This window comes from Salinivibrio sp. PR6 (genome assembly GCF_001995955.1).
Lineage (GTDB): Bacteria > Pseudomonadota > Gammaproteobacteria > Enterobacterales > Vibrionaceae > Salinivibrio > Salinivibrio siamensis.
Genome location: NZ_MUFA01000007.1, coordinates 193,635 through 219,796 on the forward strand (window position 1 = coordinate 193,635; position 26,162 = coordinate 219,796).

A 26,162-nucleotide genomic window follows, 5' to 3' on the forward strand; every position below is an offset into this window, starting at 1 on the left:
GATAACTTGTGGTCGAACAACCCCCTTTGCAGCACAACACCGCTTTACAGCCCGGAATAAGCGCCGTGGTACCTGCCGCAGGTGTCGGCAGCAGGATGCAAGCTAGCTGCCCGAAACAATACCTCCCTCTAGCCGGCAAAATGTTGATTGAGCATACCGTTGAGCGTTTACTCTCTCACCCTGCCGTCGCTGACGTGATCATCGCCATTGGTGCTGACGATAGCTACTTTGCGCACACTCGCTTGAGTGAGCGTCCGAATGTGCGTGTGGTCTTGGGTGGAGCGACGCGTGCCGCGTCGGTGCAAGCTGGACTCGATGTGGTCAATACGCAATGGGTGATGGTGCATGATGCCGCACGCCCTTGTGTGTCGCATGCCGATATCGACGCCTTGATTAGACAGGCGCAATCTCACCCGGATGGCGCCTTACTCGCGGCGCCGGTTAGAGACACCATGAAGCGTGCGGACGCGCAAGGGCAGGTGGCTCACACTGTCGAGCGTGAGGCGCTTTGGCATGCATTGACCCCACAAATGTTTTTAACCCAAACGCTAATCCAGGCACTTAATGTGGCAGGCGATCAGGTGACTGACGAAGCGTCTGCCGTTGAAGCGCTTGGGGGGAAGCCTGTGCTGGTCCCTGCCAGTGCCAGCAACATAAAAGTCACCCACCCTGAGGATAAGTGGCTGGCCGAGTTTTACCTTTCACAACAAGAAGGCAAATCATGATTCGAATTGGACATGGGTTTGATGTACACAAATTTGGTGGTGATGGCCCGGTGATCATTGGTGGTGTGGCTGTGCCTTATGAACAAGGGTTGCTTGCGCACTCGGACGGTGATGTGGCACTCCATGCACTGTGTGATGCTCTGTTGGGCGCGATTGCTGCCGGTGACATTGGCCAGCATTTCCCAGATACCAGTGATGAGTGGAAAGGCGCCGACAGCCGTATGCTGCTGCGCGACGTTTACCGCAAAGTACAAGACAAAGGCTATCGCTTGGGCAATGCAGATATCACTATCATCGCGCAAGCGCCTAAAATGGGCCCACATATCGACGCAATGCGTGAAACCATCGCCAGTGATTTGTGTGTGACGGTGGATGCGGTTAACGTCAAAGCCACCACCTCAGAGCGTTTGGGGTTTACCGGACGCAAAGAAGGCATTGCCTGTGAGGCGGTGGTGCTATTAAACAAAGAGGCCGTATGACAGACTTACTCGCGCCCTTGGCTTACTTACATGGCCAACCGACACAGTCAGGAACGTTAAAAGCGTCACCGGACGATTTTATTGTCTCAGAATCCCTGGGTTTCACCCCATCAGGTCAAGGTGAACACTTTTTAGTGCGAATTAAAAAGCGTGGTGAAAATACCAAATACGTCGCCAATGAGCTGGCAAAAGCCTGTGGGGTTAGCTCGCGGCAAGTGAGCTGGGCGGGCCTTAAAGATCGTCACGCCGTGACTGAGCAATGGTTCAGTGTGCATCTGCCAGGCAAAGCGGATCCGGACTTAGCGGCGTTTGTTCAAAATCATCCAGGCGTTGTGAGCATTGAAGGGACAGCCCGGCATCAGCATAAATTGCGTCCTGGCGATCTGACCGGCAATCAGTTCACGCTCTGCATTCGTGATCTGGCGTCGCCACAGGCTTTAGTGCCGCGCTTAGCCGCGATAGCCGAGCAGGGCGTGCCCAATTACTTTGGTGCACAGCGCTTTGGCCGTGATGGCAATAATGTTGAGATGGCACGCGCTTGGGGACGTGGAGAGAAAAAAGTCCGTGACAAAAGCAAACGTAGTTTTTATCTCTCAGCAGCCCGGTCGCTGCTGTTTAATCAAGTCGTCTCTGCACGAATAGAGGCGGATGCCTTTACCTCTACCTTGGCGGGTGACCTGTGTCTCGACGCGCATCAGCAAACGTACTTGGTTGAGCTGGCAGGGCAGTGTCATTCTGCGATCACCGGCCCTCTGACCGGCGATAATGCGTTGCCCACTGAGGGGCAAGCACAGCACTTTGAGCAAGCGGTGGTCGACAAAGAGCCTGAGCTATTAGCCGTGATCCGTGATAATCGCATGCGCCATGACCGTCGTGTGTTGTGTTTACTGCCGCAAGCGATGACCTGGACACACGATGCTGACACCTTAACCGTGAGTTTCTTTTTACCCGCGGGCGCATTTGCCACCGCGGTGATGCGAGAGTTAGTCGTCGCGAGCCCACAAGGAGAGCACAATGCGAATATTGATTAGTAACGACGACGGTTACCATGCCCAAGGGATCCAAACCTTGACCGAAGCGTTATCGACCATCGCAGATGTGGTGGTGGCCGCGCCGGATCGTAATTGTTCAGGCGCGTCAAATTCACTCACATTGGAAAACCCCTTACGCGTGCGCGAACTTGGACCTCAGCGTTATGCGGTTCAGGGGACCCCCACAGACTCGGTGCATTTGGCGCTACGGCAATTGGTACCCTGGGAGCCTGATTTTGTGATCACTGGGATTAACCACGGTGCTAACCTCGGTGATGATGTGCTTTACTCGGGGACAGTGGCCGCGGCGACAGAGGGCTTTTTCCTGGGCGCGCCAGCTATTGCCGTCTCACTATGTGGTCACCAACACTTTGAGACAGCTGCGCATGTAGTGAAACAATTCTTAGCCAAGAACCAGCGCCATGCCGCGCCCAGCCACCGCCTCATTAATATTAATGTGCCCGATGTGCCAATCGATAGCCTAGAGGGGTGGAAAGTGACACGTCTTGGCGCCCGTCATCATGCCGAAGACGTGATAAAACAAAGCGATCCGCGGGGCAAACCGATATACTGGGTCGGTGCGCCAGGTCAAACCCAAGATGCAGGGCCGGGAACCGATTTTCACGCCATTGCGGCGCAGTACGTTTCTATTACGCCACTGCAGGTAGACTTAACCGCCCATGATACCCTAGGCGTGTTTTCACAATGGTTAAGTGAGTAGACGGCAAGTACGTCATCGTTGGTGAGCCGCATTGAGGCGGCAACCGTTTCAATAGACTTATACTCAGTGATAAAGGAAGCAGACGTTGAGTCAAGCGCAATCACTTATTCAATTTTTGCAGCAACAAGGTGTGACTGACACCGATGTGCTAAACGCCATGCAGGCGGTGCCTCGGCATTTATTTGTCTCTGAAGCCATGACCCACCAAGCTTACGGTAACAATGCGTTACCTATTGGATGGGGACAAACTATTTCACAACCTTATATTGTGGCTAAGATGACATCATTGCTCAATTTGCGACGCGATAGTCGCATTTTGGAAATTGGCACCGGATCGGGTTATCAAACAGCGGTCCTCGCTAACTTGGTTGATCATGTTTATTCTGTCGAGCGGATCAAACCATTACAAATGCTGGCCAAACGGCGCTTAAAGCAGCTAGATATTTATAATGTGTCGACAAAACATGGAGATGGTTGGCAAGGGTGGCCGTCGAAGGGCCCTTATGATGCGATCATGGTAACAGCGGCCGCGGCCCACGTGCCCGACGCGTTGTGCGATCAGCTCAATGATGGCGGCGTGATGCTTATTCCGATTGGTGATGATGAGCAAATATTGATGCGCGTCACTCGCCAAGGCACCACTTTTCACACCGAGACGGTTGAATCGGTTAAATTTGTTCCCCTGGTGGCAGGTGAGCTGGCATAAACTGTCTCAGAGATGGAGCTGTGTTTAAAAACAGATGAAAATCGCGCTTTTTCTGTCACTGTTAGTGGTTATATCTGGTTGTTCCTGGCGAGGGCCGGCACCGGTATCCAGCGTGACACCAGACTATACCAGCGTTGATAGAGGCAGCTATCGCGGCAGTTATTACGAAGTGAAGAAAGGCGATACCCTCTACTATATCGCTTATATCACGGATCGTGATATCGACGACATCATCGAACACAACAATCTACAGCCTCCCTATACCATTTATCCCGGGCAGACACTGGCTTTGTGGAAGCCCGCCTACCAACGCCCTGACGTGGCCCAATCCACATCAGGCGCGACAAATGTGGCCTCTGCCACAACGTCAGCTGCAAGCGCGAGCGTGGCAGCAGCATCTTCTAGAAAAAGCGCCAACCCTAGCAAATTCGAGGAAAAAAAGAAGTCTAAAACCGCGACTGAACGCGCAAAAGGCGTTGAATCGGGGTCATCGTCGAGGTACAGTCAAACGAAAGAAAAAAGTAAACAAGCTGTTAACAAGCGGACCGTCAGCCCATCTAACCAACAGATAAGCTGGCAATGGCCAACCAGAGGCCGGATGGTGTCCCGATTTTCTAGCACAGAGCGAGGCAATAAGGGCATAGATATTGCTGGACAACGAGGACAGGGCATTCAGGCAGCGGCAGATGGAAAAGTCGTGTACGCCGGCAGTGCGCTTCGGGGTTACGGTAAATTAATAATAGTGAAACACAATGATGATTATCTAAGCGCCTATGCGCATAACGATAGTTTTTACGTTTCAGAAGGCCAAGCTGTCAAAAAGGGGCAGAAAATAGCTTCCATGGGCAGTTCTGGTGCAAACAGTGTTCGGTTGCATTTTGAAATTCGCTACAAAGGAAAATCGGTCAATCCGTTACATTATCTGCCAAAGCGGTAGCACAGGGTAACCAAGGTGATATCGCCGCAGCCACCAATGTGACGGGGCCGGTATAAGCAGAAATGCGTTCTGCTTAGCTGCTACGTCATAAGGGAGGCGCTATGAGCCAAACAAATACCGCAAAGAAACTGGACGGCTTGAACCAAGACGTTGAATTCGACACTGTGGAAGCACAAGCTGACGAGGTGCTCGAAGAAGTCGAAGAGGCAGTACAGCAACAAGCGGCCACTTCAAAGGCCTCTGATGCCACCCAACTCTACCTCAGCGAAATTGGCTTTTCACCGCTGCTTACCGCTGAAGAAGAGGTGCTCTACGCACGTCGAGCGCTGCGCGGTGACGAGGTTGCTCGCAAGCGTATGATTGAGAGTAATCTTCGCTTGGTGGTGAAAATCTCGCGTCGCTATTCTAACCGTGGTTTAGCGCTGCTCGATTTGGTCGAAGAAGGAAACCTCGGCTTGATCCGTGCGGTGGAGAAGTTTGACCCTGAACGCGGCTTCCGCTTTTCAACCTATGCAACCTGGTGGATTCGTCAAACCATTGAACGTGCCATCATGAACCAAACGCGTACCATTCGCCTGCCTATTCACGTGGTGAAAGAGCTGAATGTGTATCTGCGCACGGCGCGCGAGCTGGCGCAAAAGCTTGACCATGAACCGACCGCTGAAGACATCGCGGCGCAGCTTGATAAGCCAGTGGAAGATGTGAACCGGATGCTTCGTCTTAACGAGCGTATTGGCTCTGTGGATAACCCAATTGGCGGCGATTCAGAAAAAGCCTTGCTAGACATCATTCCAGATGAGAAGCAAGACGGCCCAGAGTACACCACACAAGACGATGACATGAAAAAGTCGATTGTGCAGTGGCTACAAGAGCTTAACCCTAAGCAGCGAGAAGTGTTATCACGTCGTTTCGGACTTTTGGGTCACGAAGCGTCAACGCTGGAAGATGTGGGGCGTGAGATTGGTTTGACTCGCGAGCGAGTACGTCAAATCCAGGTGGAAGGGCTACGCCGCTTGCGCGACATGCTGACGCATCAAGGACTGAGCATTGAATCGCTCTTTAACGTTGAGCAATAAACGCGCTGTCAATCTCGCATCAGTCATAGCGCGAGACTGACAATCATAGACGCAAATGAAGGGACAGCGATGGCTGTCCCTTTTTATTGACGGTCATGATGGTTCGCAAGATGACGGCGCGGCCGATTAGCGAGATTGCTGTAACGCCTTGAGGGCATAGAGGGCGTCTAAGGCTTGCCGCGGGGTCATCTCATCAGGGTTTAACGCATCGACTGCGTTATCCAGCTCGCTAGGTTCAGGCAGTAAGGCGAGCTGAGCGGGGACTGGATCACCGACCGTTTGTTCAGCATGAATGGTATGTTGGCCGCTTTGCTCTAGTTGTGCCAGTTTATGCTTGGCGCGCCGAATCACCGGCTTGGGAACGCCAGCGAGGCTCGCCACGGCCAGACCATAAGATTTACTGGCCGCCCCTTCCTGCACCGCGTGCATAAACGCAATGTCATCGCCATGCTCCATGGCATCAAGGTGCACATTCACCAAGCCTTCCATTTGCCCTGGCAGTTCAGTGAGTTCGAAATAATGGGTGGCAAACAAGGTCATTGCTTGGATTTTCTCTGCCAACCATTCCGCGCTGGCCCACGCCAAAGATAAGCCATCGTAGGTGCTGGTACCGCGGCCAATCTCGTCCATCAACACCAAGCTGTTAGCAGTTGCATTGTGGAGAATATTGGCGGTTTCTGTCATTTCCACCATAAATGTGGAGCGGCCGGAAGCGAGATCATCAGAGGCACCAATACGAGTGAAAATGCGATCGACGGGCCCAATGGTTGCACGATCGGCGGGCACATAAGCACCAATATGACTCAGCAAGGTGATCAACGCGGTTTGGCGCATATAAGTGGATTTACCTCCCATATTAGGACCGGTAATGATCAACATTCGGCGCTCAGGACTTAAGGCGATGGGGTTGGGAATAAAAGGGTCAGTCATCACTTGTTCAACCACAGGATGGCGACCGGCTTCAATATTGATCCCCGGTTTGTCGCTAAGGGTGGGGCGGTGATAATTGAGTGTATCTGCTCGCTCGGCGAGATTACATAGTACATCGAGCCCAGAGAGCGCTTCAGAGGCATGTTGCAGCTGGGCCAAGTGTGGCAGTAACAAATCAAACAACTCTTCCCACAAACGCTTCTCTAACGCTAACGCATTAGAGCGAGAGCTTAAGACTTTATCTTCGTGCTCTTTTAATTCGGGGATAATGTAACGCTCTGCATTTTTAAGCGTTTGCCGGCGGACATAGTGTGTCGGCACCCGATCGCTTTGCGCGCGGCTGATTTGGATGTAAAAGCCATGGACTTGGTTATAACCCACCTTCAGGGTATCGATGCCATATTGCTCGCGCTCGCGGGTTTCTAGTTCTTCTAAGTAGCGTGATGCGCCTTCCGATAAGTCGCGCCATTCATCCAGTTCCGCGTTGTAACCTGGCGCAATCACACCGCCATCACGGATCACCACCGGCGGGTTCTCGACCACTGCACGGGTGAGCAAATCTTGCAGCTCTGGCATCGGTGTGGTGGCAGTGAGGTAATCGGAAAACGCACCGTGATCCAGCTCGGTGAGCAGTGTCTGTACCTCGGGCAGCTGTGCTAATGCGGTGCGCAGCCTTGCCATATCACGCGGACGGGCGGATCGCATTGCCAAGCGAGCCAGTACACGTTCAATGTCGCCAACCGGTTTGAGTGCTGCACTTAATTCCGAGTGTAGGCCACTATCAAGCAATGTCCCGATTGCATCCAAACGTTGGTTGAGTACATGGCTATCGCGTAGAGGTTGATGGAGCCAGCGCTTCAGTAAGCGACTACCCATCGGCGTTGTCGTCCGATCCAAAACGTCAGCCAGCGTATTGTCGGTGCCGCCAGCGAGGTTTTGGGTGATCTCTAAATTACGCCGTGTGGCAGCGTCTAACACCACAGCGGTGTCTTGCTGATCTTTGATGATGGCACGAATATGGGGGAGCGCGGTGCGTTGGGTTTCTTTGGCGTACTGCAACACACAGCCAGCGGCACAGAGCCCCAGCGTACAGTCTTCCACGCCAAAACCGACTAAATCGCGCGTGCCAAATTGACCGGTCAGTTGACTGCGAGCAGTGTCGAGATCGAACTCCCAAATGGGGCGACGCCTTGCGCCGCGGCTCACCGCAAGTAAATCAGGGTAGGGAAAGTCTTCGGGGTAAAGCAGCTCTGCCGGTTGCGTGCGTTGCAGCTCCGCTTGCATTTGCTCGTAGGTGGCAGGTTCAGTCAGCACGAAGCGCCCTGATGTGATATCTAGGGTGGCAAAACCAAATTGGTCGTTATGACAGGTCAGTGCGGCGACCAAGTTATCAACCCGCTCGCTAAGCAGCGCTTCATCCGATACCGTACCGGGGGTGACGATTCGCACCACCTGGCGCTCAACCGGGCCTTTACTCGTGGCGGGATCGCCGATCTGTTCACAAATCGCCACCGGCTCTCCTAGCTGCACCAGCTTGGCTAAATATCCCTCTACGGCATGAAAGGGCACACCCGCCATGGGGATCGGTTCACCGCCTGAGCTGCCGCGCTTAGTCAGCGAGATATCCAAAAGCTGAGAGGCACGTTTGGCATCGTCGTAAAAGAGTTCGTAAAAATCCCCCATGCGATAGAACAGCAGTTCTTCAGGGTGCTGCGCCTTGAGTTTGAGGTACTGTTGCATCATAGGGGTGTGCTTTTCGAGCGCTTGTACTGTCACGACTAGACCTGCAAAATGGAACATTGAAAAGGGTAGGTAGAATACGTGATCGTACGGCAAAGGGTAAAGTTGCGGTACCGGTTTCTTCACCCTAAACAAAAGGAGTGAATGGTGGAACAGTTATTCTCGCTAGCAAAGCAACTCGGCGACGCCTTATTGGATGCGGGCTTAACGGTGACCACCGCAGAGTCTTGCACCGGTGGCGGTATTGCTTACTGCTTGACGGACGTGCCGGGTAGCTCGCAGTGGTTTCAGCAAGCTTGGGTCACCTATAGCAACCAGGCTAAGCATCAACAGGTGCATGTGCCAGACGATTTATTGACCCAATACGGCGCGGTCAGTGAGCCTGTGGTAACGGCCATGGCAGAGGGCGCACTTAATGAGGCTGCCGCTGACTTGGCGATTGCCGTTAGCGGTGTCGCTGGTCCGAGTGGAGGCAGTGCGGATAAACCTGTTGGCACCGTGTGGTTCGCATGGGCTTGGCATGGCGGCGAAACCGACACTGAAGTGTGTCATTTTGAGGGTGATAGGCGCGCGGTCCGTGAACAAACGGTCGTGCACGCGTTGTCACATGCTCTCACGCGCTTGTCTCCGTAAATGGAGGCGTGTCGCATCACAAAGATTTTTTCTATACAGGGCTAGACACTGTATAAATGGACAGTATACTTAGCCCCAATTACTGATAGCTTTCATCGCATAGCGATAGCGTTTTATTTCCTGGAGACTGAAATGGACGATAACAAAGAAAAGGCGCTCGCAGCCGCACTCGGACAAATCGAAAAGCAATTTGGCAAAGGCTCAATCATGCGTCTGGGTGATGACCGCACTATGGACATCGAAACCGTATCGACCGGCTCTTTGTCTCTCGATATCGCCCTAGGTGCAGGTGGCCTGCCTTTTGGTCGTATTATCGAAATCTATGGCCCAGAGTCATCAGGTAAAACGACGCTGACGCTAGAAGCGATTGCCGAAGCACAAAAAATGGGTAAGACCTGTGCCTTTATCGACGCTGAGCATGCCCTTGACCCTATTTATGCGCGCAAGCTGGGTGTGGATATCGATAACCTTTTGGTCTCTCAGCCAGATACCGGTGAGCAAGCGTTGGAAATCGCTGATGCACTGACACGCTCGGGCGCTGTCGATATGATCGTCATTGACTCGGTAGCGGCATTGACACCTAAAGCTGAGATTGAAGGCGAGATGGGCGACTCACACATGGGTCTGCAAGCGCGTATGTTGTCACAAGCGATGCGTAAGCTCACAGCCAACATCAAAAACAGCAATACCATGATGGTATTCATCAACCAAATTCGCATGAAAATTGGTGTGATGTTTGGTAACCCAGAAACCACGACTGGGGGTAACGCGTTAAAATTCTACGCCTCGGTTCGCCTGGATATTCGCCGCATTGGTGCGATTAAAGAAGGTGACGAAGTGGTGGGGAACGAAACCCGCGTCAAAGTAGTAAAAAACAAAGTCGCTGCACCCTTCAAACAAGCCGAGTTCCAAATCCTTTACGGCCAAGGCATTAACTTGCAAGGTGAATTAGTGGACTTGGGCGTAAAACACAAGCTGGTAGAAAAAGCTGGTGCTTGGTATAGCTACAAAGGCGATAAAATTGGCCAGGGCAAAGCAAACGCATGCAAATACCTAAAAGAAAACCCACACGTCGCTGAAGAAATCGACACCACCTTGCGTGAGATGCTATTGCAAACCGCGCTAAATAACGAAGCGGTCGACGCGAACGCGGAAGCAGAAACCGAGGACGACCAACTGTAATGGCCGCGTCGTGCCAAGAGGTTGCGGTGGGTTTATTGGCCCGCCGTGACCACTCTGTTCACGAACTGCAGCAAAAACTGTCGCAACGCGGCTTTGACCAAGACACCATCGACATCACACTGGAGCAGTGTCTGGCGCGTGGGTGGTTGGATGATGCCCGCTTTGCGGCCAGCTTGTTGCGCCAAGGTGTAAGTAAACACCATGGCTGGTTACGTATTTGCCAAGACGCCAAGCGAAAAGGTATCGACACTGAGTTATTATCACGCGCCGAACAGGAGCAGGAGGTTGACTGGTATGCGCTAGCCAGAGAGACCGCAGAGCGTAAATATGCCGATCTCGATGGTCGCCTTCCGCCTGCCGAGCAAAAGGAAAAAGCCAAACGCATGCGCTTTTTACAGTCACGTGGCTTTAACTTTGATCAAATCCAATACGCACTCAGTCACGACGATCCGGACACGCATTTCTAAACCAATCCCACTCTGTCTCTTTTCCGCACGCGATCGGTTGTTTACAATGGCGTAAATAAAACCATGCTTCCATCGCGTCACGACCATATCTGGTTGCTAACGCAATATTCGATTATCAGGATTAGCCAATGTATATGAGCACTGATGAGATCCGTACAGCGTTTCTCAAGTTCTTTGAAAGCAAAGGGCACCAGATTGTGCCTAGCTCGTCGCTCGTGCCTGCCGATGACCCAACGCTTTTGTTTACCAACGCAGGAATGAACCAGTTTAAAGACACCTTTTTAGGGGTTGAAAAGCGTGACTACACGCGTGCAACGTCAGCACAGCGTTGTGTGCGGGCGGGCGGCAAACACAACGACCTTGAAAACGTCGGTTTTACCGCGCGCCACCATACCTTCTTTGAAATGCTCGGCAATTTCAGCTTCGGTGATTACTTCAAGCAAGATGCGATTCAGTACGCGTGGACGTTTTTGACTGAAACGATTGGCTTGCCAAAAGAAAAGCTACTGGTGACTGTTTACAAAACCGATGACGAAGCGTTCGATATTTGGCACCAGCAAATTGGCGTGCCTGCGGATCGCATTGTGCGTATTGGTGATAAGGAAGGCGGTAAGCCTTACGAGTCAGACAACTTTTGGCAAATGGGCGATACTGGGCCATGCGGACCATGCAGTGAGATCTTTTATGATCACGGTGAGCATATCTGGGGCGGTCCTCCAGGGACGCCAGAAGAAGACGGAGATCGCTTCATTGAGATCTGGAATATCGTCTTTATGCAATTCAATCGTCAAGCTGACGGTACGATGGAGAACTTACCTAAGCCATCAGTGGATACCGGCATGGGGATTGAGCGGATTGCGGCCATCAAGCAGGGCGTCCATTCCAACTATGAAATTGATGTTTTCCAGCAATTAATTAAGCAAGTCGCGGAGATCATCGGGGTTGAAGATCTGACTAACCAGTCTTTGCGCGTGGTGGCAGACCATATCCGCTCTTGTGCGTATTTGATTGTTGATGGCGTGATGCCATCGAACGAAGGGCGGGGCTATGTGTTGCGCCGTATTATTCGCCGCGCGGTTCGTCATGGTAACAAGCTCGGCAGTAAAGACGCGTTTTTCTACAAGTTGGTTGGTCCTCTCGCCACCATCATGGGGACGGCAGGTGAAGACTTGCGTGCGCAGCAAACCATGGTGGAAAAAGTCCTTAAGATTGAAGAAGACAACTTTGGCCGCACGCTTGAGCGTGGCATGTTGATGTTGGAAGAGGCTTTGGACAAGGTTAAGGGTGACGAGTTGGATGGCGAAACTGTCTTCAAACTCTATGACACATACGGCTTCCCAGCAGACTTAACTAACGATGTTGCGCGTGAGCGCGGTTATCGTATTGATGAAGCCGGCTTTGAAGCGGCGATGTCAGCTCAGCGTCAGCGCGCGCGGGAAGCCGGGCAGTTTGGCACCGACTACAACCAAGCGATAAAAGTGGAGCATGGCTCGGATTTTTGTGGTTACACAGGGACAGAAGGCACCGGTCAGATCACTGAGATTTTTGTCGACGGAGATACCGTTGATAGCCTGGTATCAGGCGATAAAGCGGTCGTGATCCTTGACCACACCCCTTTCTACGCCGAGGCTGGTGGCCAGTGTGGTGATACAGGGGTGATAGAAACAGACCAAGGGCAATTTACCGTGACGGATACCCAAAAAGCGGGGCAAGCCATTGCGCATTACGGTAGCTTGTCGGAAGGGCAACTGAGTGTCGGGACACAAGCAACCGCCCGCGTCGATGCAGAGCGTCGTCACGCGGTAGCGATGAATCACTCCGCCACCCACTTACTGCACGCCGCGCTGCGTGAGGTACTGGGGGAGCACATTGCGCAGAAAGGCTCGCTCGTCCGGCCTGATGGTTTGCGTTTTGACTTCTCACACCTTGAACCTGTCACCGCTGACGAACTCAAAGCGGTTGAGCGGATCGTGAATCAGCAAATCCGTGAAAATAGCCCCGTGCAGACTGAGGTGATGGATATCGAAGCTGCCAAGCAAAAAGGGGCGATGGCACTGTTTGGTGAGAAGTACGATGACCAAGTGCGCGTACTGAGCATGGGCGACTTCTCTATCGAGCTGTGTGGCGGGACACACGCGACGCGTACGGGTGACATTGGGATGTTTAAAATCGTCTCGGAAGCGGGTATCGCGGCCGGTGTGCGTCGTATTGAAGCCATTACCGGGCAAGCGGCCATTGATAGCGTTTATCAGCAACAGGCGGACTATGAAGCCAAGCTTGACGATGCCCAGAGCAAAGCGAAAGCGTTAGAAAAACAAATTCAGCAGCTTAAGCAGAAATTGGCCGCACAAGAAAGTGCTGGGCTGATCAATCAAGTCCGTGAGCTAAACGGGGTAAAAGTGTTGATTAGCCAACTTGATGGCGCGGATAACAAAGCACTACGTAGTATGGTTGATGATCTGAAAAACCAAATGGGTAGCGGTATCGTGCTGCTCGGCAATGTGGCCAATGACAAAGTCGGCCTGATTGCGGGTGTCACCAAGGATTTGACCGGCAAGGTAAAAGCGGGTGAACTGGTCAATCTTGTCGCGCAACAAGTGGGTGGCAAAGGCGGTGGTCGTCCTGATATGGCGCAAGCGGGGGGCAGTGATGTGAGTGCACTGCCTAGCGCGCTAGCCTCAGCAGAGACATGGCTCACTGAGCAGTTGTAATACACTTTTGTTTTTATTGAAAAGTCAAGAGGGTCGCGTATTGCGACCCTTTTTTGTGATCTAGATTAATAATTGCACTTTTTTTCTGATTCTGTATAGTGCAACGCCTTAAGCGCTGTGTCAGCGGTAAGACGTGATATTGGTTAGATTTTGTCGCCACGCTGGCCAATGCAGTACAGATTTCTCTTACACTGTTATCTCAGGTCAATCGCCTCCACGGCTAACGGCATGATGATAAAACAGTAAATTTCTCTGCCCTTTTCTGGATATGGTGTGATAATTCGGCCATAGTGTGGAATACGGACGCGAGTAAGCGCCCGTATTGGCATCATGAGCAGGGAAAGAATCCAACGATCACAGGTAACGGGCCGATACGCTGGCGGGTTATCTGGCTCAGACACTAATTGAATAAGTAAAAGATTGATACTCAAGGAGTAGAAGCATGCTGATTTTAACTCGCCGTGTGGGCGAAACCTTGATGATTGGTGATGAAGTCACTGTCACTGTATTGGGTGTAAAAGGTAACCAAGTCCGTATTGGTGTGAATGCACCGAAAGATGTTTCGGTTCATCGTGAAGAGATCTACATGCGTATTCAGGCCGAAAAAGGCGCGCCTTCAGGTGGTCAGAGCGACTACTAACAAGGCAAGAAGAGGTCGACCACAGGTCGGCCTTTTTTATCGCCGCTTTTCCCATAAAATCAGAATGAAACGGCGATAAATCCAACAATAAAATCGGGCTGTGGGTGATAATTGTCCATTTGTTGGTGGCAAGACGATTTTTGCCAGAAAAGTGTTTGACATATATGTGGCTCAAAGTAATATGTGCACCCGCAGCGACGGTGAGGTGGCCGAGTGGCTGAAGGCGCTCCCCTGCTAAGGGAGTATACGGTTTGTAGCCGTATCGAGGGTTCGAATCCCTCCCTCACCGCCATGTTGTTGCAAGCAAGATAGATGCGCGTCCGTAGCTCAGCTGGATAGAGTACCTGGCTACGAACCAGGCGGTCGGAGGTTCGAATCCTCCCGGACGCGCCACTACTTGCGGTGAGGTGGCCGAGTGGCTGAAGGCGCTCCCCTGCTAAGGGAGTATACGGTTTGTAGCCGTATCGAGGGTTCGAATCCCTCCCTCACCGCCATGATTTACAAGCCTGCCTTGTAGTAAGATGTGCGTCCGTAGCTCAGCTGGATAGAGTACCTGGCTACGAACCAGGCGGTCGGAGGTTCGAATCCTCCCGGACGCGCCATCTCTTCACGGAAGACCCGCAAGATTGTTCATGATGAACGTAAGATTGACGACACGCGCTCGTAGCTCAGCTGGATAGAGTACCTGGCTACGAACCAGGCGGTCGGAGGTTCGAATCCTCCCGAGCGCGCCATCTTCAATCTTAGCCAATCCGTCAGCGCGTCCGTAGCTCAGCTGGATAGAGTACCTGGCTACGAACCAGGCGGTCGGAGGTTCGAATCCTCCCGGACGCGCCATTTTGGCTCCCCTTCGCACATCGCCTCGCGGCATGACTTGTCGCCAATCGGGCAAAACCGACCGTTTTCGCGTCTTCATCCTCGTTTCTGTGACGTCCTCTTATTTCAACACGTTTACCTTCTTGCTGTTTATCATCCCGGAATGTTTGTCGTGCCCGGCTTTCAACGATCTTGGTCGCTTTCGGAAAAACGCTTTTTCCATAAGTGCTACAGTCGTGAGGCTGGCATTGCTTTTCTTTACAGTCGCGCTCTGCCGCTCGCCGTTGCTACTCGCCTGCTGACCGTGAGTTTGCATAAACATCCCGTTGATCCGTCTTTTTTAATCAGTGAGTGAAAATGCCCATTAACGGACGTTATGAGGTAACAAAAACGCAATAGTCAGATTGTCATTTATGCGAATTGTTAGTATTTTGAACGCCGATGATGAATTTGCCACCAAGATAAATGGATAATAACGGGGGCAATCACTGCTTCGATGTAAGCAAGAGTGAGTGTGACAAGGAAGAAAATCATGGATTTAGGCCCGCTTTTAGAACAGGCAATGATGCTGATGTTAACTGGCATGGTTGTTGTGTTTGTATTTCTCTCGATATTAATTTTTTTGGTCCGCCAACTGGAACGTTTTGGCGACCCTATCCCACCTGCCGCGGCGAACGCGGCCGCTCAGCCCAAAGCCCAAGCTGCACCTGACGCATCACAGCCGTCATCGGATGTGATTGCCGCTATTACTGTGGCTGTTCAGCAGTACCGCCAACGTCACCGTTGAGTGGTCAGGCACATATAAAAAAGGAGTTTGTTATGTCTACGCCGTTAGCTATTACCGATGTGGTATTGCGCGATGCCCATCAGTCGTTGTTTGCCACACGTCTGCGTTTGGACGATATGTTGCCAATTGCTGCCGAGCTGGATCAAATTGGTTTTTGGTCATTGGAAACCTGGGGTGGGGCGACCTTTGATGCTTGTATTCGCTATCTGGGTGAAGATCCTTGGGTACGCTTGCGAGAGCTCAAAAAAGCGATGCCAAATACCCCGATGCAGATGCTGCTACGTGGTCAGAACCTGTTAGGTTATCGCCACTACGCTGATGATGTGGTGCATAAGTTTGTTGAGCGCGCACATGCTAATGGCATGGATGTGTTCCGAATTTTTGATGCCATGAATGATGTCCGTAACTTCCAAGCAGCAGTGGGGGCGGCGGTGGATGTCGGTGCGCATGCGCAAGGCACGATCTCCTACACCACCAGTCCAGTGCACACCATGGACACTTGGACAGATTTGGCCAAACAGTTGGAAGATCTTGGCTGCCACTCGTTATGCATTAAAGACATGTCTGGTTTATTAAAACCTTATGAAGCGCACGAGCTTGTAAGCCGCATCAAAGCAGCCTGTGATATCCCCCTATCCTTGCATTGTCACGCCACCACGGGATTATCGACGGCCACGGCCGTCAAGGCGGTTGAAGCAGGCTTGGATGTACTCGATACTGCCATTTCTTCAATGAGCCAGACATACGGACACACGCCGACGGAAACCGTGGTGGCGATGCTCGAAGGCACTGAGCGTGACACGCAGCTTGATCTGAACAAGCTAGAGTCGATTGCGGCTTATTTCCGTACTGTGCGCAAAAAGTACGCGCAATTTGAAGGGCAGCTCAAAGGGGTCGACTCACGTATTTTGATAGCACAAGTGCCCGGTGGCATGCTGACCAATATGGAGAGCCAGCTCAAAGAGCAGGGGGCGGCCGACAAAATGGACGAGGTGTTAGAGGAAATTCCTCGGGTTCGTGAAGATTTAGGCTATATCCCCTTAGTCACCCCGACCTCGCAAATTGTCGGCTCTCAGTCGGTCATTAACGTGCTAACCGGTGAGCGCTACAAGAGCATTACCAAAGAAACGGCGGCCCTTTTGAAAGGGGAGTATGGGAAAGCCCCCGCGCCGGTTAATGCCACCCTCCAGGCTCGCGTGTTAGACGGCGAAGAGGCGATCACTTGTCGTCCTGCCGATAAACTGGCACCGGAAATGGATGCCCTGACCCAAACACTGACCGACAAAGCCGCGGCCGAGAATGTCACCTTGGCGGAGCAGACCATTGATGATGTGCTGACTTACGCCCTGTTCCCGCAGGTGGGATGGAAGTTCTTACAAAACCGAGGTAACCCTGAAGCATTTGAACCGGCACCAACCGGGGAGCCAGCCTCTGCGCCCGCCGCTCCTCAGCCATCAGGCAGTGGCGACGTGGAAACCTATAGTGTGCGTGTTAACGGCCAGGTCTATCAGGTAGATGTAGGGCCAGATGGGGCGCTGGGTGACATTCAGCCAGTGAGTCAGGTGTCAGCGTCGGCGAGTGCGCCAGCCCCTCAAGCCGCACCAAGCAACCTTGAGCCGGTAACGGCACCTTTGGCAGGCAACATCTTTAAAGTGATGGTGACCCCTGGTGAGCACGTGCAGGAAGGTGATGTCCTAATCATTTTGGAAGCGATGAAGATGGAAACCGAGGTGCGGGCAGCCCATGCGGGCACTGTCCAAGATGTACAAGTGAAAGAAGGCGATGCCGTGACCGTTGGCATGCCGTTATTGCACTTAGGATAAGAGGGCAGCATGGAAGGATTAATGATCCTGTGGTCGGAAACTGGACTGGCAAACTTCCAGTGGCCACAGCTTGTAATGATTGCCGTGGGCTGCCTATTACTCTTTTTAGCGATTCGGCGCGGCTTTGAGCCCTTGCTTTTGTTACCTATCGGTTTTGGGGCGATATTAGCGAATATTCCCAATGCGGGCTTTAACGAGCCGGGCGGCCTGCTTTACTACGTCTATCATGTCGGGATTGATACTGGCGTGTTCCCCCTCCTGATCTTTATGGGGGTGGGGGCGATGACCGATTTTGGCGCGCTGATTGCTAACCCGCGCACCTTGTTGCTAGGTGCGGCGGCACAGTTTGGTATTTTTGCCACTTTGTTTGGTGCCATTTTACTTAACTTGGTGCCAGGCATGGCGTTTAGCCTGCAAGATGCGGCCTCCATCGCGATCATTGGTGGTGCGGATGGGCCGACGGCTATCTTCCTCGCCAGTCGATTATCGCCGGACTTGCTCGGGGCCATTGCCGTGGCGGCGTACAGCTATATGGCATTGGTACCGATTATTCAGCCCCCGATCATGAAGTTGTTCACCTCTGCAAGTGAACGCAAGATTGAGATGAAGCAACTTCGTCATGTGTCGAAAACCGAGAAAGTGCTGTTTCCGTTGGCGGTACTGATGATGACCATCTTATTTTTGCCCTCGGCAACGCCGCTGGTTGGTATGTTCTGCCTCGGTAACTTGATGCGAGAGTGTGGCGTGGTGGATCGTTTATCGGGCACTGCCCAGAATGAGCTGATCAACATTGTTACCATTTTTCTCGGTCTGGCTGTGGGCTCCAAATTGGAAGCCGACAAGTTCCTCCAGTTTGAAACCCTTGGCATCTTGGTATTGGGCGCAGTCGCGTTCAGCATCGGGACGGGAACAGGCGTACTGATGGCTAAACTCCTTAATCGCTTTAGCCGCGACCCTATCAATCCATTGATTGGTGCGGCTGGGGTGTCGGCGGTTCCCATGGCCGCCCGTGTGGTTAACAAGGTCGGATTGGATGCTAACCCGCATAACTTCTTACTAATGCATGCGATGGGGCCAAATGTGGCTGGTGTCCTGGGGTCTGCGGTGGCGGCCGGTATTTTGTTGGCGCTGGTTGGCTAATCGTCAGTGATTTGACACCGAGCAGATAAAAAGAAAATAGCGGTAGGCATTGAGTCTGCCGCTTTTTTTGTTAAGACTAGAGGTTTACGCTTTGCAATGGCTCTGTGCTTAATCTCTTCGTTAAGGCAAGTACCATTACTGTATACGCCAGCATAAGCACAATGGCATGCGAAAGGAGTCAATATGTCGAACAATCTCTCTCTTGCAATCACTGAATTTGGCGCGCCAGAGGTACTTACTCCGGTCAACCGTTCGATTCCTTCTCCCTCTGAAGAACAGGTGCTGATTCAAGTGAAGGCTGCAGGCGTTAACCCCATTGATGCGAAAACGCGTGCCGGACTCGGCTGGGCCGCTGAGCATAATCGCGATCATTTGCCTTGGGTGCCTGGCTATGATGTTGCAGGTGTTGTGGTGGCGAATGGCACCAATGAAAGCAAGTTTGATGTTGGGGATCGTGTCGCTGGGATGATTGGCTTTCCGACCGAAGGCGGGGGATACAGCCAATATGTGGTCGCTGATGCCGGGTTATTATCAACAGTACCGCCAAGTGTGCCAATGGTGGATGCCGCTGCAGTGCCATTGGCTGGGCTGACGGCTTGGCAAGCGCTTGAGCATGGTAAACTGGTGCGTGATGAAAAAGTATTGATTTTAGCGGGCGCCGGCGGCGTCGGGCACCTTGCGGTCCAGTTGGCCGTGCGTCTCGGGGCGCAGGTTTATGCCACTGCCTCTGAAAACAATCATGCCTTTCTACGTCAACTGGACGCGACCCCGATCGATTACCATCAAGCGCATTGGGCCACCGCCAATGGTGAATTTGATCTGGTGATTGATTTGGTGGGAGGGGACACCGCCATTGATGCATTAGCAAGCCTAAAAACAGGTGGGCGTATCGTCACAGTCCCCACCAATACGCGCGATACCATTACCTCCGCCGCTGCCGAGCGAGGGCTGAAGGCGACAGGTATGTTGGTTGATCCAAATACTTGGCAGACCCAGCGCTTGCTCGATATGCTGGACCAAGGTGAACTTAAGATCGATATCGCTGCGGTCTACCCGCTTGAGCAGGGCGCGCAGGCACATTACGCACTCGAGGCAGGCCATACTCGCGGTAAACGTGTGTTGGAAATGCCTTCGTCTTAACCTCAGGGCTTCGTCTTCCGGCTCTCGTCGGGTTGATGAGGCCGTGGCGTCGTAGGGAGCTCGCGCTGAACCAATGATAATACATGGGGTCGAATGGACGATTGGGTGCTGCTGGCAACGCTGTTTGCCACCAGCTTTTTAGGTGCGACCTTATTGCCAGGTGGCTCTGAGGCCAACTTGGTGTATTTATTAACTCAGCACTCATTCGCGGATGGGATCCTTGTGGCGATTGCCACGGTAGGCAACACACTCGGTGGCATGACCAATTACGCCATCGGGCGTTGGCTGCCTGATTATCAACCGCATCAATCATGGCACCGCCGAGCGCTCGCTGGGCTGCAGCGCTATGGTTATGCTGCCTTGCTATTAAGCTGGGTACCGATTATTGGTGATCCGCTCTGCGTGGTTGCCGGTTGGCTGCGCCTTCGGCAATCTTGGTGCTGGCTGATTATCTTTGTTGCAAAAGCATCGCGCTACCTAGTGATTGTCATCTCAATCCGTTGGGTAGCGGGTTAGGAACTATCATATGCCACGTTTATTGCTTGCCACGTTTTTCTTTCTATCAGTGTTGTCTGGATGCCAGTTGACTGGCTCAGCCCCAACCCAAACACCTGAGGGCGTCACTTGGATTAAAACCGTCGCGCCTCCGCCAGGGAGTGCGCAAGTCCCGTATCAGCAATTTGAATTAGATAATGGACTGACGGTGTTGTTGCATGAGGATCACTCCGACCCTCTTGTCAATGTTGATGTACGTTACCATGTGGGCTCTGCCCGAGAAGAGCCGGGAAAATCAGGCTTTGCGCATTTTTTTGAACATATGATGTTTGAAGGCTCTGAGCACGTAGATGATCACGGAAAACGTATTAAAGAGGTGGGGGGCTATAACAATGGCTCGACCAATCGCGACACCACCCAGTATTACCAGACCGTACCGGCCAACGAGCTTGAGCGTGTCCTTTGGCTTGAATCTGATCGCATGGGCTTTTTGCTGGATGCGGTCTCTCAGCGCAAATTTGAAGTGCAGCGTGACACGGTGAAAAACGAACGGGCATTTCGGATAGACAATGTCCCGTATGGCCGCGTTAACGAGACCATTAATCAAGCACTCTACCCTGAGGGTCACCCATACTCATGGCCGGTGATTGGTTATGTTGAGGACCTTAACCGTGTCGATGTTGGCGATCTCAAGCAATTCTTCCTGCGCTGGTATGGGCCGAACAATGCCACCTTGACCATTGGTGGCGACATTGATGTTCAGACAACCTTAGCGTGGGTGAAAAAATACTTTGGTGATATTCCTCAAGGCCCATCAATACCAGAGGCGAAACCGCAACCGGTCACGCTGGACGGCTCTCGCTTTGTGACATTGGAAGATAAGGTATCGCAACCGGTATTGGTGATGACCTTTCCTACCAGTGTGCCTGAGACGGACACCACGACGCGCCTGGGGGTACTGGCCAATGTATTGGGGCAAGGGCGTGACAGTGTCCTTTATCAATCCCTCGTACAAACGGGGCAGCTGTTAAGTGCAGGCGCATCGCACCAGTGTGGTGAGCTAGCTTGTACGTTTGAGGTTTACGGTGTCGGTCGCCAAGGTCAATCTCTGGCTGAGATCCGTACCTTGTTAGCGCAAACCATGACGCAGTTTGAGGCAAAAGGCGTCAGTGACGAGGATATCAACCAAATCCAATCCATGGTGGAAGCCGATAATATCTTTGCGCTACAAAGTGTCGACGGTAAGGTCTCACAGCTGGCCAGTGATTATACGCTCTACGGTGATGCAAACCGTATGAATCAGCGCCTTTCACGCCTGAATGCGGTGACCCCTGACAAGGTGATGGAAAGCTATCGGCAGTGGATAAAAGATCAGCCCGCAGTAAACACCAGTGTGGTCCCTATTGGACGGACGGACTTGGTCGCTGCGCCCGCGAATTTTATCTATCAACGTCCAGAATATGAACAGACACAGACGCAAAACCAGCACGACACGTTAGCACGACGTGAACCCCCAGAAAATTTCGATCGCACCCAGATCCCGGCTCCTAATGGGAGTGTCACGGTTAATGTGCCACGCATTTATCGGGCCGACTTGGACAATGGGATGCATCTRGCAGGCACAGTGAGTCGCGAGACACCCACGGTCACCTTGCAGCTTCGTTTACCTGCCGGCACCTTGATGGAGCCTAACGATCAGCGAGGTATCGCTAACTTAACGGCAACCATGGTGACCGAGGGCGCGGCAGGTATGTCAGCTGCTGAGCTCACTCGAGCCCTAGACAAGCTGGGCAGTCAAGTCAATATCGACGCGGACAGTTACCATACACAAATCACGGTAACATCACTGAAAAAGCATCTGGGTGAGACCCTGAAACTCGTGAATAAAACCTTGCGCGCGCCGACCTTTGCAGAAGAAGATTTTGACCGTGTTAAAGCACAGTTGTTGGAGGGTCTGGCATCTCGCGCCGATGATGCAGGCTGGCTAGCCAGCCAAGCGACAAACCAGCTGTTATATCAAGATGCCACCTTCCGAGCGCCAGAGGGCGGCGTCGCGGAAGATATTGCAGCGATGACACTTGACGATGTTAAACACTTCTATCGCCAGCACTACGTATTGCGAGGCAGCCAATTGATTGTGGTGGGCGACCTTTCTCGTGAACATGCGATCAATCTCGCCAACCGGATCACACCGTGGCAAGCGCAAACGCAGCCTACGGCTCAGGTGGCGCGTGCTGTCCCGAAAGACTACGACCAGGCACAAATTTGGCTGGTAGATAAACCGCAAGCCCCACAAACCAGTATTCGTATGGTGCGCCATGGTATGCCATACGATGCCACCGGCCCGATGTTTAAAACCCGCTTGGCCAACTTTAATTTAGGGGGCAATTTTAATGCGCGCCTGAATCAAAACTTGCGTCAAGATAAAGGTTATACCTATGGCGCGCACAGTGGTGTTTATGGAGGCCGGCAGACAGGCACCATAGAAGTCAGTACCGATGTACGTGCTGATGCGACGCATGATGCGATTAAAGCGCTATGGCAAGAGATGGCGCATGCACAAGAAAATGGCTTTTCGGCACAAGAATTGGCCTATCTGCGTCAATCGAGTGGGCAGCGTGATGCGCTGAGTTATGAAACGCCATGGGAAAAAGCAGGCTTGATAGCACATATTGAAGCCTTTGATTTAGACGACAACTACCGAGAGGCACAAAAAGCCTTATTGCAATCAATCTCATTGCAACAGCTGAATGCCCAGGCGGCACGTTGGTTTGATCCTAACGACTATCAAATTATTGTGGTCGGGGATGCCTCTCGTCTTGGTGATAGCTTACGTCAACTTGGCTTGCCAGTGCGCACGTTAGCGCTCGATTACCGATAAGCCTATTTGGATAAACTTACTCCGCTGCGTGATGGCTTTTGAGTAATAGCTTGTTTATATTGACCGCCACGCAGCTTAAAAAAATAAGAGATACATTTTGACTGACTTTACCCAACGGTTAGCGCGTTTAGCGCAAAACCCAGATGCATTAAAGGGGATTGGCCGCGGATTGGAGCGCGAGGCATTACGCATTACGCCAGCAGGTCATTTAGCGCAAACGGCGCATCCAGAGACACTTGGATCCGCGCTGACACACCGTTGGATCACGACGGATTTTGCTGAATCACTGTTGGAGTTTATTACGCCGGTTAACACGTCGGTGAAAGGGATGCTGGATGAGTTGCAGGATATCCATCGCTTTACCTATCAGCAAATGAGCGACGAACAGTTGTGGCCTATGTCAATGCCGTGCGTGGTGGCATCCGAAGACGATATCACCTTAGCGCAATACGGCAGCTCAAATGTTGGGCGGATGAAGACCTTGTATCGCCAAGGGCTCAAGCATCGCTATGGCAGTGTGATGCAAGTGATCTCAGGGGTGCATTTTAACATCTCTTTGCCTGAGACATTTTGGCAGCATCTGTACCACTCAGACACGGTAAGCCAAGCGTCAGTCACCCAAGGTTACTTTGATCTTATTCGTAATTATTATCGCCATGGTTGGATGATCCCTTATCTATTTGGTGCGTCACCTGCGTTATGTGGCTCGTTTATCAAGCATGCACAAAGCCAGTTGCCCTTTGAGCATATGCCGTCAGGTACGTGTTACTTACCCTATGCAACGTCGCTGCGCTTGAGTGATTTAGGGTATACCAATAATGCGCAAGCGGATCTGAAAATTGGTTTTAACACCCTAGAGCAATACCTTGAAGGTTTAAGAAGCGCGATTCGTACTCCCTCAAAGGCGTTTGCCAAGCTAGGTATTCGTGATGGCGAGACGTATCGTCAGCTCAACACCAATGTGCTGCAAATTGAAAACGAGCTCTATGCGCCTATACGCCCCAAACGGAATGCCGAAAGCGGTGAAAAGCCGACCGAAGCGCTTGAGCGAGGCGGTGTCGAGTACATTGAGGTGCGCTCTTTGGACGTCAACCCATACAGCCCGGTGGGGATTGAAGAGGATCAGATCCATTTTCTTGATCTCTTTGTCTCCTGGTGTGCGTTATCGCCTTCTGAGCCGATGACCGACCCTGAACTCAATTGCTGGCGTGACAATTGGAACAAGATTGTACTCGAAGGCCGCAAACCAGGATTAACCCTAACAACAGGATGTGAGGGCGAGACCCTGACGCAAGCAGAGTGGGGGTTACAAGTGATGGGGGAGCTTAAGCAGTTGGCGAAAGTCATGGATCGCGCGGTCGACGACCATCGCTATGAAACCGTATGTGATAAAATGATCGCCTGTTTTGATAACCCAGAACTCACGCTATCTGGTCGTGTTCTGGCAGACGTGATCGCGCAAGGCGGTATCGGCGGCCTAGGGCTAAGCCTTGCCCGTGACCATAAAGCGGCGCTAGCGGATGTGCCTTACAAGATCCACAGTGATGCCGACTTTTTACAAGAAGCCAAAGAGAGCGTCGCGCGTCAAAAAGCGGTCGAAGAAAGCGATACACAAAGCTTTGAAGCTTTTTTGAATGCTTATTTTAAAGACGTGCCCATGGCCGAAAGCTGGTAATTGGACGGACGACGATGAGCAGGAAGCGCTTTTTCCGTCATATTGGCGCATTCTTCACCGTGGTGATGGTATCAGGATGTGCCACGCCACCACCGGATAATCCCAATAACCTCTGTGAGATATTCGACCAACACCCAGATTGGTTTGAAGCAGCGGTTGAGATGGAAGCGGATTGGGGAACGCCCATCCAAGTGGCCATGGCGTTCGTCAAGCAAGAGAGCGCGTTTGTGCATGATGCCCTGCCACCCCGTGATTATGTGTTAGGCATCTTGCCGTGGGGGCGTGTTAGCAGTGCCTATGGCTATGCGCAGGCGCAAGACCCGGCTTGGTCTGATTATCAAAAAGCCACAGACAATGGCGGCTCCCGCACTGACTTTGCCGATGCGTTGCAGTTTATTGGTTGGTATACCGATGCAACCTACCGCCAACTCGGGGTGTCTAAATGGGATGTGTATCGCCAGTATTTGGCTTACCATGAAGGTAGAGGTGGATTTCAGCGCGGCTCGTTTGAGGGGAAACCCGGGTTAAAACGCGTGGCGCGTAAAGTCGAACAACAAGCAAAGGACTACGGTTGGCAGCTAAAAGGTTGCCGACAACGACTCGAGGATAATCTGAGCTGGTGGCCATTTTAAGGGGCACTGCGAGGAATAAAGGAGGTAAGATGCCACTACTAGATAGTTTTACGGTTGATCATACACGTATGCATGCGCCAGCAGTGCGGATCGCCAAAACGATGCAAACACCCAGCGGTGATACGATTACCGTTTTTGACCTTCGTTTTTGTCGCCCTAACGAAGAGCACTTGACGGAAAAAGGGATCCACACGCTCGAGCACCTGTTTGCCGGCTTTATGCGTAAGCACCTTAACAGCGATAAGGTCGAGATCATTGATATCTCTCCTATGGGGTGTCGTACTGGCTTCTACATGAGCCTGATTGGGGAGCCCCAAGAGCCTGAGGTGGCGAAAGCATGGGAACTGGCGATGGAAGATGTGTTGGTTGTGCCATCGCAAGACAAGATCCCTGAGCTCAACGAGTATCAATGCGGGACGTATGAGATGCACTCACTCAGCGAGGCAAAAGATATCGCTCGTGCCATCATAGATGCAGGGGTGACCGTGAATAAAAACGATGATCTTTCCTTGCCTGAGTCCATGCTACAAACGTTGCGCGTTGACTAGTGTGCCTCTGTCTTGAACGTTAACGGCAGTCCATATTGGGCTGCCGTTTTTCTTGGTATTCATGGCTTTCTCCCTTTTTTGTCTTGATTGCTAGATAAATGCCTGGGAAGTGTAGGCTTTGTTGCATCTTTTTTGCCTCATCAAGCACGCTTCTCGCTTTTCTCGCTGCGTCCGTGCACGGGTTTCGCTAAGCTGACACTGACTTGGAAACAAAAAGGCTGTGGGATAAAAGTGAGTTTACGCACCA

General features: G+C 52.2%; 22 protein-coding genes and 6 tRNA genes. 27 read left to right on the forward strand and 1 reads right to left on the reverse strand.

Features of this window, described 5'->3' with window-relative positions:
• Window positions 1–8: 8 nt before the first annotated feature.
• The 7 genes from ispD to rpoS all read left to right on the forward strand — a co-directional run bounded on the left by ispD (window position 9) and on the right by rpoS (window position 5,675).
• The gene (ispD, locus tag BZG72_RS08160) at window positions 9–725 is read left to right on the forward strand and encodes a 2-C-methyl-D-erythritol 4-phosphate cytidylyltransferase (protein WP_046074098.1); all 717 of its coding nucleotides are present in this window, start codon (window positions 9–11) and stop codon (window positions 723–725) included.
• Window positions 722–1,204 carry a 2-C-methyl-D-erythritol 2,4-cyclodiphosphate synthase gene (gene ispF, locus BZG72_RS08165; protein ID WP_077666520.1) on the forward strand — a complete coding sequence of 161 codons (483 nt, stop codon included), beginning with the start codon at window positions 722–724 and terminating at the stop codon, window positions 1,202–1,204. The genes ispD and ispF overlap by 4 nt, the downstream gene beginning before the upstream one ends.
• Complete coding sequence (gene truD, locus BZG72_RS08170) at window positions 1,201–2,235, forward strand: tRNA pseudouridine(13) synthase TruD (RefSeq protein WP_077666521.1); 1,035 nt, start codon at window positions 1,201–1,203, stop codon at window positions 2,233–2,235. Before ispF ends, truD begins: the two co-directional genes overlap by 4 nt.
• The gene (gene surE / locus BZG72_RS08175) at window positions 2,219–2,956 is read left to right on the forward strand and encodes a 5'/3'-nucleotidase SurE (RefSeq protein ID WP_046074101.1); all 738 of its coding nucleotides are present in this window, start codon (window positions 2,219–2,221) and stop codon (window positions 2,954–2,956) included. The genes truD and surE overlap by 17 nt, the downstream gene beginning before the upstream one ends.
• A gap of 85 nt (window positions 2,957–3,041) precedes the next feature.
• Window positions 3,042–3,662, forward strand: a complete 621-nt coding sequence (locus BZG72_RS08180) for a protein-L-isoaspartate(D-aspartate) O-methyltransferase (protein ID WP_046074102.1) — start codon at window positions 3,042–3,044, stop codon at window positions 3,660–3,662.
• Between the two features lie 34 nt (window positions 3,663–3,696).
• The gene (locus BZG72_RS08185; protein WP_077666522.1) at window positions 3,697–4,599 is read left to right on the forward strand and encodes a peptidoglycan DD-metalloendopeptidase family protein; all 903 of its coding nucleotides are present in this window, start codon (window positions 3,697–3,699) and stop codon (window positions 4,597–4,599) included.
• A 101-nt stretch (window positions 4,600–4,700) separates the two neighbouring features.
• Complete coding sequence (gene rpoS / locus BZG72_RS08190) at window positions 4,701–5,675, forward strand: RNA polymerase sigma factor RpoS (RefSeq protein ID WP_046074104.1); 975 nt, start codon at window positions 4,701–4,703, stop codon at window positions 5,673–5,675.
• Window positions 5,676–5,801: 126 nt separating this feature from the next.
• On the opposite strand, the gene mutS is transcribed toward rpoS, so the two are convergent.
• Window positions 5,802–8,405, reverse strand: coding sequence for a DNA mismatch repair protein MutS (mutS, locus tag BZG72_RS08195; RefSeq protein ID WP_443508080.1), 2,604 nt, complete (start codon window positions 8,403–8,405; stop codon window positions 5,802–5,804).
• Window positions 8,406–8,492: 87 nt separating this feature from the next.
• Between mutS and BZG72_RS08200 the strand changes: the two genes are divergently transcribed.
• From BZG72_RS08200 to luxS, 20 genes are all read left to right on the forward strand, one after another.
• Window positions 8,493–8,978, forward strand: a complete 486-nt coding sequence (locus BZG72_RS08200; protein WP_077578961.1) for a CinA family protein — start codon at window positions 8,493–8,495, stop codon at window positions 8,976–8,978.
• A gap of 132 nt (window positions 8,979–9,110) precedes the next feature.
• Window positions 9,111–10,160: a recombinase RecA gene (gene recA, locus BZG72_RS08205; protein ID WP_046074105.1), complete on the forward strand. Its 1,050-nt coding sequence runs from the start codon at window positions 9,111–9,113 to the stop codon at window positions 10,158–10,160.
• Window positions 10,161–10,186: 26 nt separating this feature from the next.
• A complete protein-coding gene (locus BZG72_RS08210) occupies window positions 10,187–10,627 on the forward strand; it encodes a regulatory protein RecX (protein WP_077578960.1) in 441 nt (146 codons plus the stop codon).
• 128 nt (window positions 10,628–10,755) lie between these two features.
• Window positions 10,756–13,338, forward strand: a complete 2,583-nt coding sequence (gene alaS, locus BZG72_RS08215; RefSeq protein WP_077666523.1) for an alanine--tRNA ligase — start codon at window positions 10,756–10,758, stop codon at window positions 13,336–13,338.
• 442 nt (window positions 13,339–13,780) lie between these two features.
• The gene (gene csrA, locus BZG72_RS08220) at window positions 13,781–13,978 is read left to right on the forward strand and encodes a carbon storage regulator CsrA (protein ID WP_046074107.1); all 198 of its coding nucleotides are present in this window, start codon (window positions 13,781–13,783) and stop codon (window positions 13,976–13,978) included.
• Window positions 13,979–14,177: 199 nt separating this feature from the next.
• Window positions 14,178–14,270: transfer RNA gene (locus tag BZG72_RS08225), tRNA-Ser, on the forward strand.
• A gap of 24 nt (window positions 14,271–14,294) precedes the next feature.
• Window positions 14,295–14,371, forward strand: a tRNA-Arg gene (locus BZG72_RS08230).
• A gap of 8 nt (window positions 14,372–14,379) precedes the next feature.
• Window positions 14,380–14,472: transfer RNA gene (locus tag BZG72_RS08235), tRNA-Ser, on the forward strand.
• 31 nt (window positions 14,473–14,503) lie between these two features.
• Window positions 14,504–14,580 (forward strand) — tRNA-Arg (locus BZG72_RS08240).
• 55 nt (window positions 14,581–14,635) lie between these two features.
• A tRNA-Arg gene (locus BZG72_RS08245) sits at window positions 14,636–14,712 on the forward strand.
• A 26-nt stretch (window positions 14,713–14,738) separates the two neighbouring features.
• Window positions 14,739–14,815 (forward strand) — tRNA-Arg (locus BZG72_RS08250).
• A 511-nt stretch (window positions 14,816–15,326) separates the two neighbouring features.
• On the forward strand, window positions 15,327–15,581 hold the full coding sequence (locus BZG72_RS08260) for an OadG family transporter subunit (RefSeq protein WP_077666525.1): 255 nt from the start codon (window positions 15,327–15,329) through the stop codon (window positions 15,579–15,581).
• Between the two features lie 32 nt (window positions 15,582–15,613).
• Window positions 15,614–17,404, forward strand: a complete 1,791-nt coding sequence (oadA, locus tag BZG72_RS08265; protein ID WP_077666526.1) for a sodium-extruding oxaloacetate decarboxylase subunit alpha — start codon at window positions 15,614–15,616, stop codon at window positions 17,402–17,404.
• A gap of 9 nt (window positions 17,405–17,413) precedes the next feature.
• On the forward strand, window positions 17,414–18,544 hold the full coding sequence (locus BZG72_RS08270) for a sodium ion-translocating decarboxylase subunit beta (RefSeq protein ID WP_046074111.1): 1,131 nt from the start codon (window positions 17,414–17,416) through the stop codon (window positions 18,542–18,544).
• 183 nt (window positions 18,545–18,727) lie between these two features.
• Window positions 18,728–19,684, forward strand: coding sequence for an NADP-dependent oxidoreductase (locus tag BZG72_RS08275; RefSeq protein WP_077666527.1), 957 nt, complete (start codon window positions 18,728–18,730; stop codon window positions 19,682–19,684).
• A gap of 93 nt (window positions 19,685–19,777) precedes the next feature.
• Complete coding sequence (locus tag BZG72_RS08280) at window positions 19,778–20,200, forward strand: YqaA family protein (protein ID WP_077666528.1); 423 nt, start codon at window positions 19,778–19,780, stop codon at window positions 20,198–20,200.
• A 10-nt stretch (window positions 20,201–20,210) separates the two neighbouring features.
• Window positions 20,211–23,060 (forward strand): M16 family metallopeptidase, encoded by a 2,850-nt coding sequence (locus BZG72_RS08285; protein WP_077666529.1) that lies wholly within the window; start codon window positions 20,211–20,213, stop codon window positions 23,058–23,060.
• Between the two features lie 97 nt (window positions 23,061–23,157).
• The gene (gene gshA, locus BZG72_RS08290; RefSeq protein WP_077666530.1) at window positions 23,158–24,735 is read left to right on the forward strand and encodes a glutamate--cysteine ligase; all 1,578 of its coding nucleotides are present in this window, start codon (window positions 23,158–23,160) and stop codon (window positions 24,733–24,735) included.
• Window positions 24,736–24,749: 14 nt separating this feature from the next.
• Window positions 24,750–25,367, forward strand: a complete 618-nt coding sequence (locus BZG72_RS08295) for a transglycosylase SLT domain-containing protein (protein WP_046074116.1) — start codon at window positions 24,750–24,752, stop codon at window positions 25,365–25,367.
• 29 nt (window positions 25,368–25,396) lie between these two features.
• On the forward strand, window positions 25,397–25,915 hold the full coding sequence (gene luxS, locus BZG72_RS08300) for an S-ribosylhomocysteine lyase (protein ID WP_046074117.1): 519 nt from the start codon (window positions 25,397–25,399) through the stop codon (window positions 25,913–25,915).
• The last annotated feature ends 247 nt before the right edge of the window (window positions 25,916–26,162 follow it).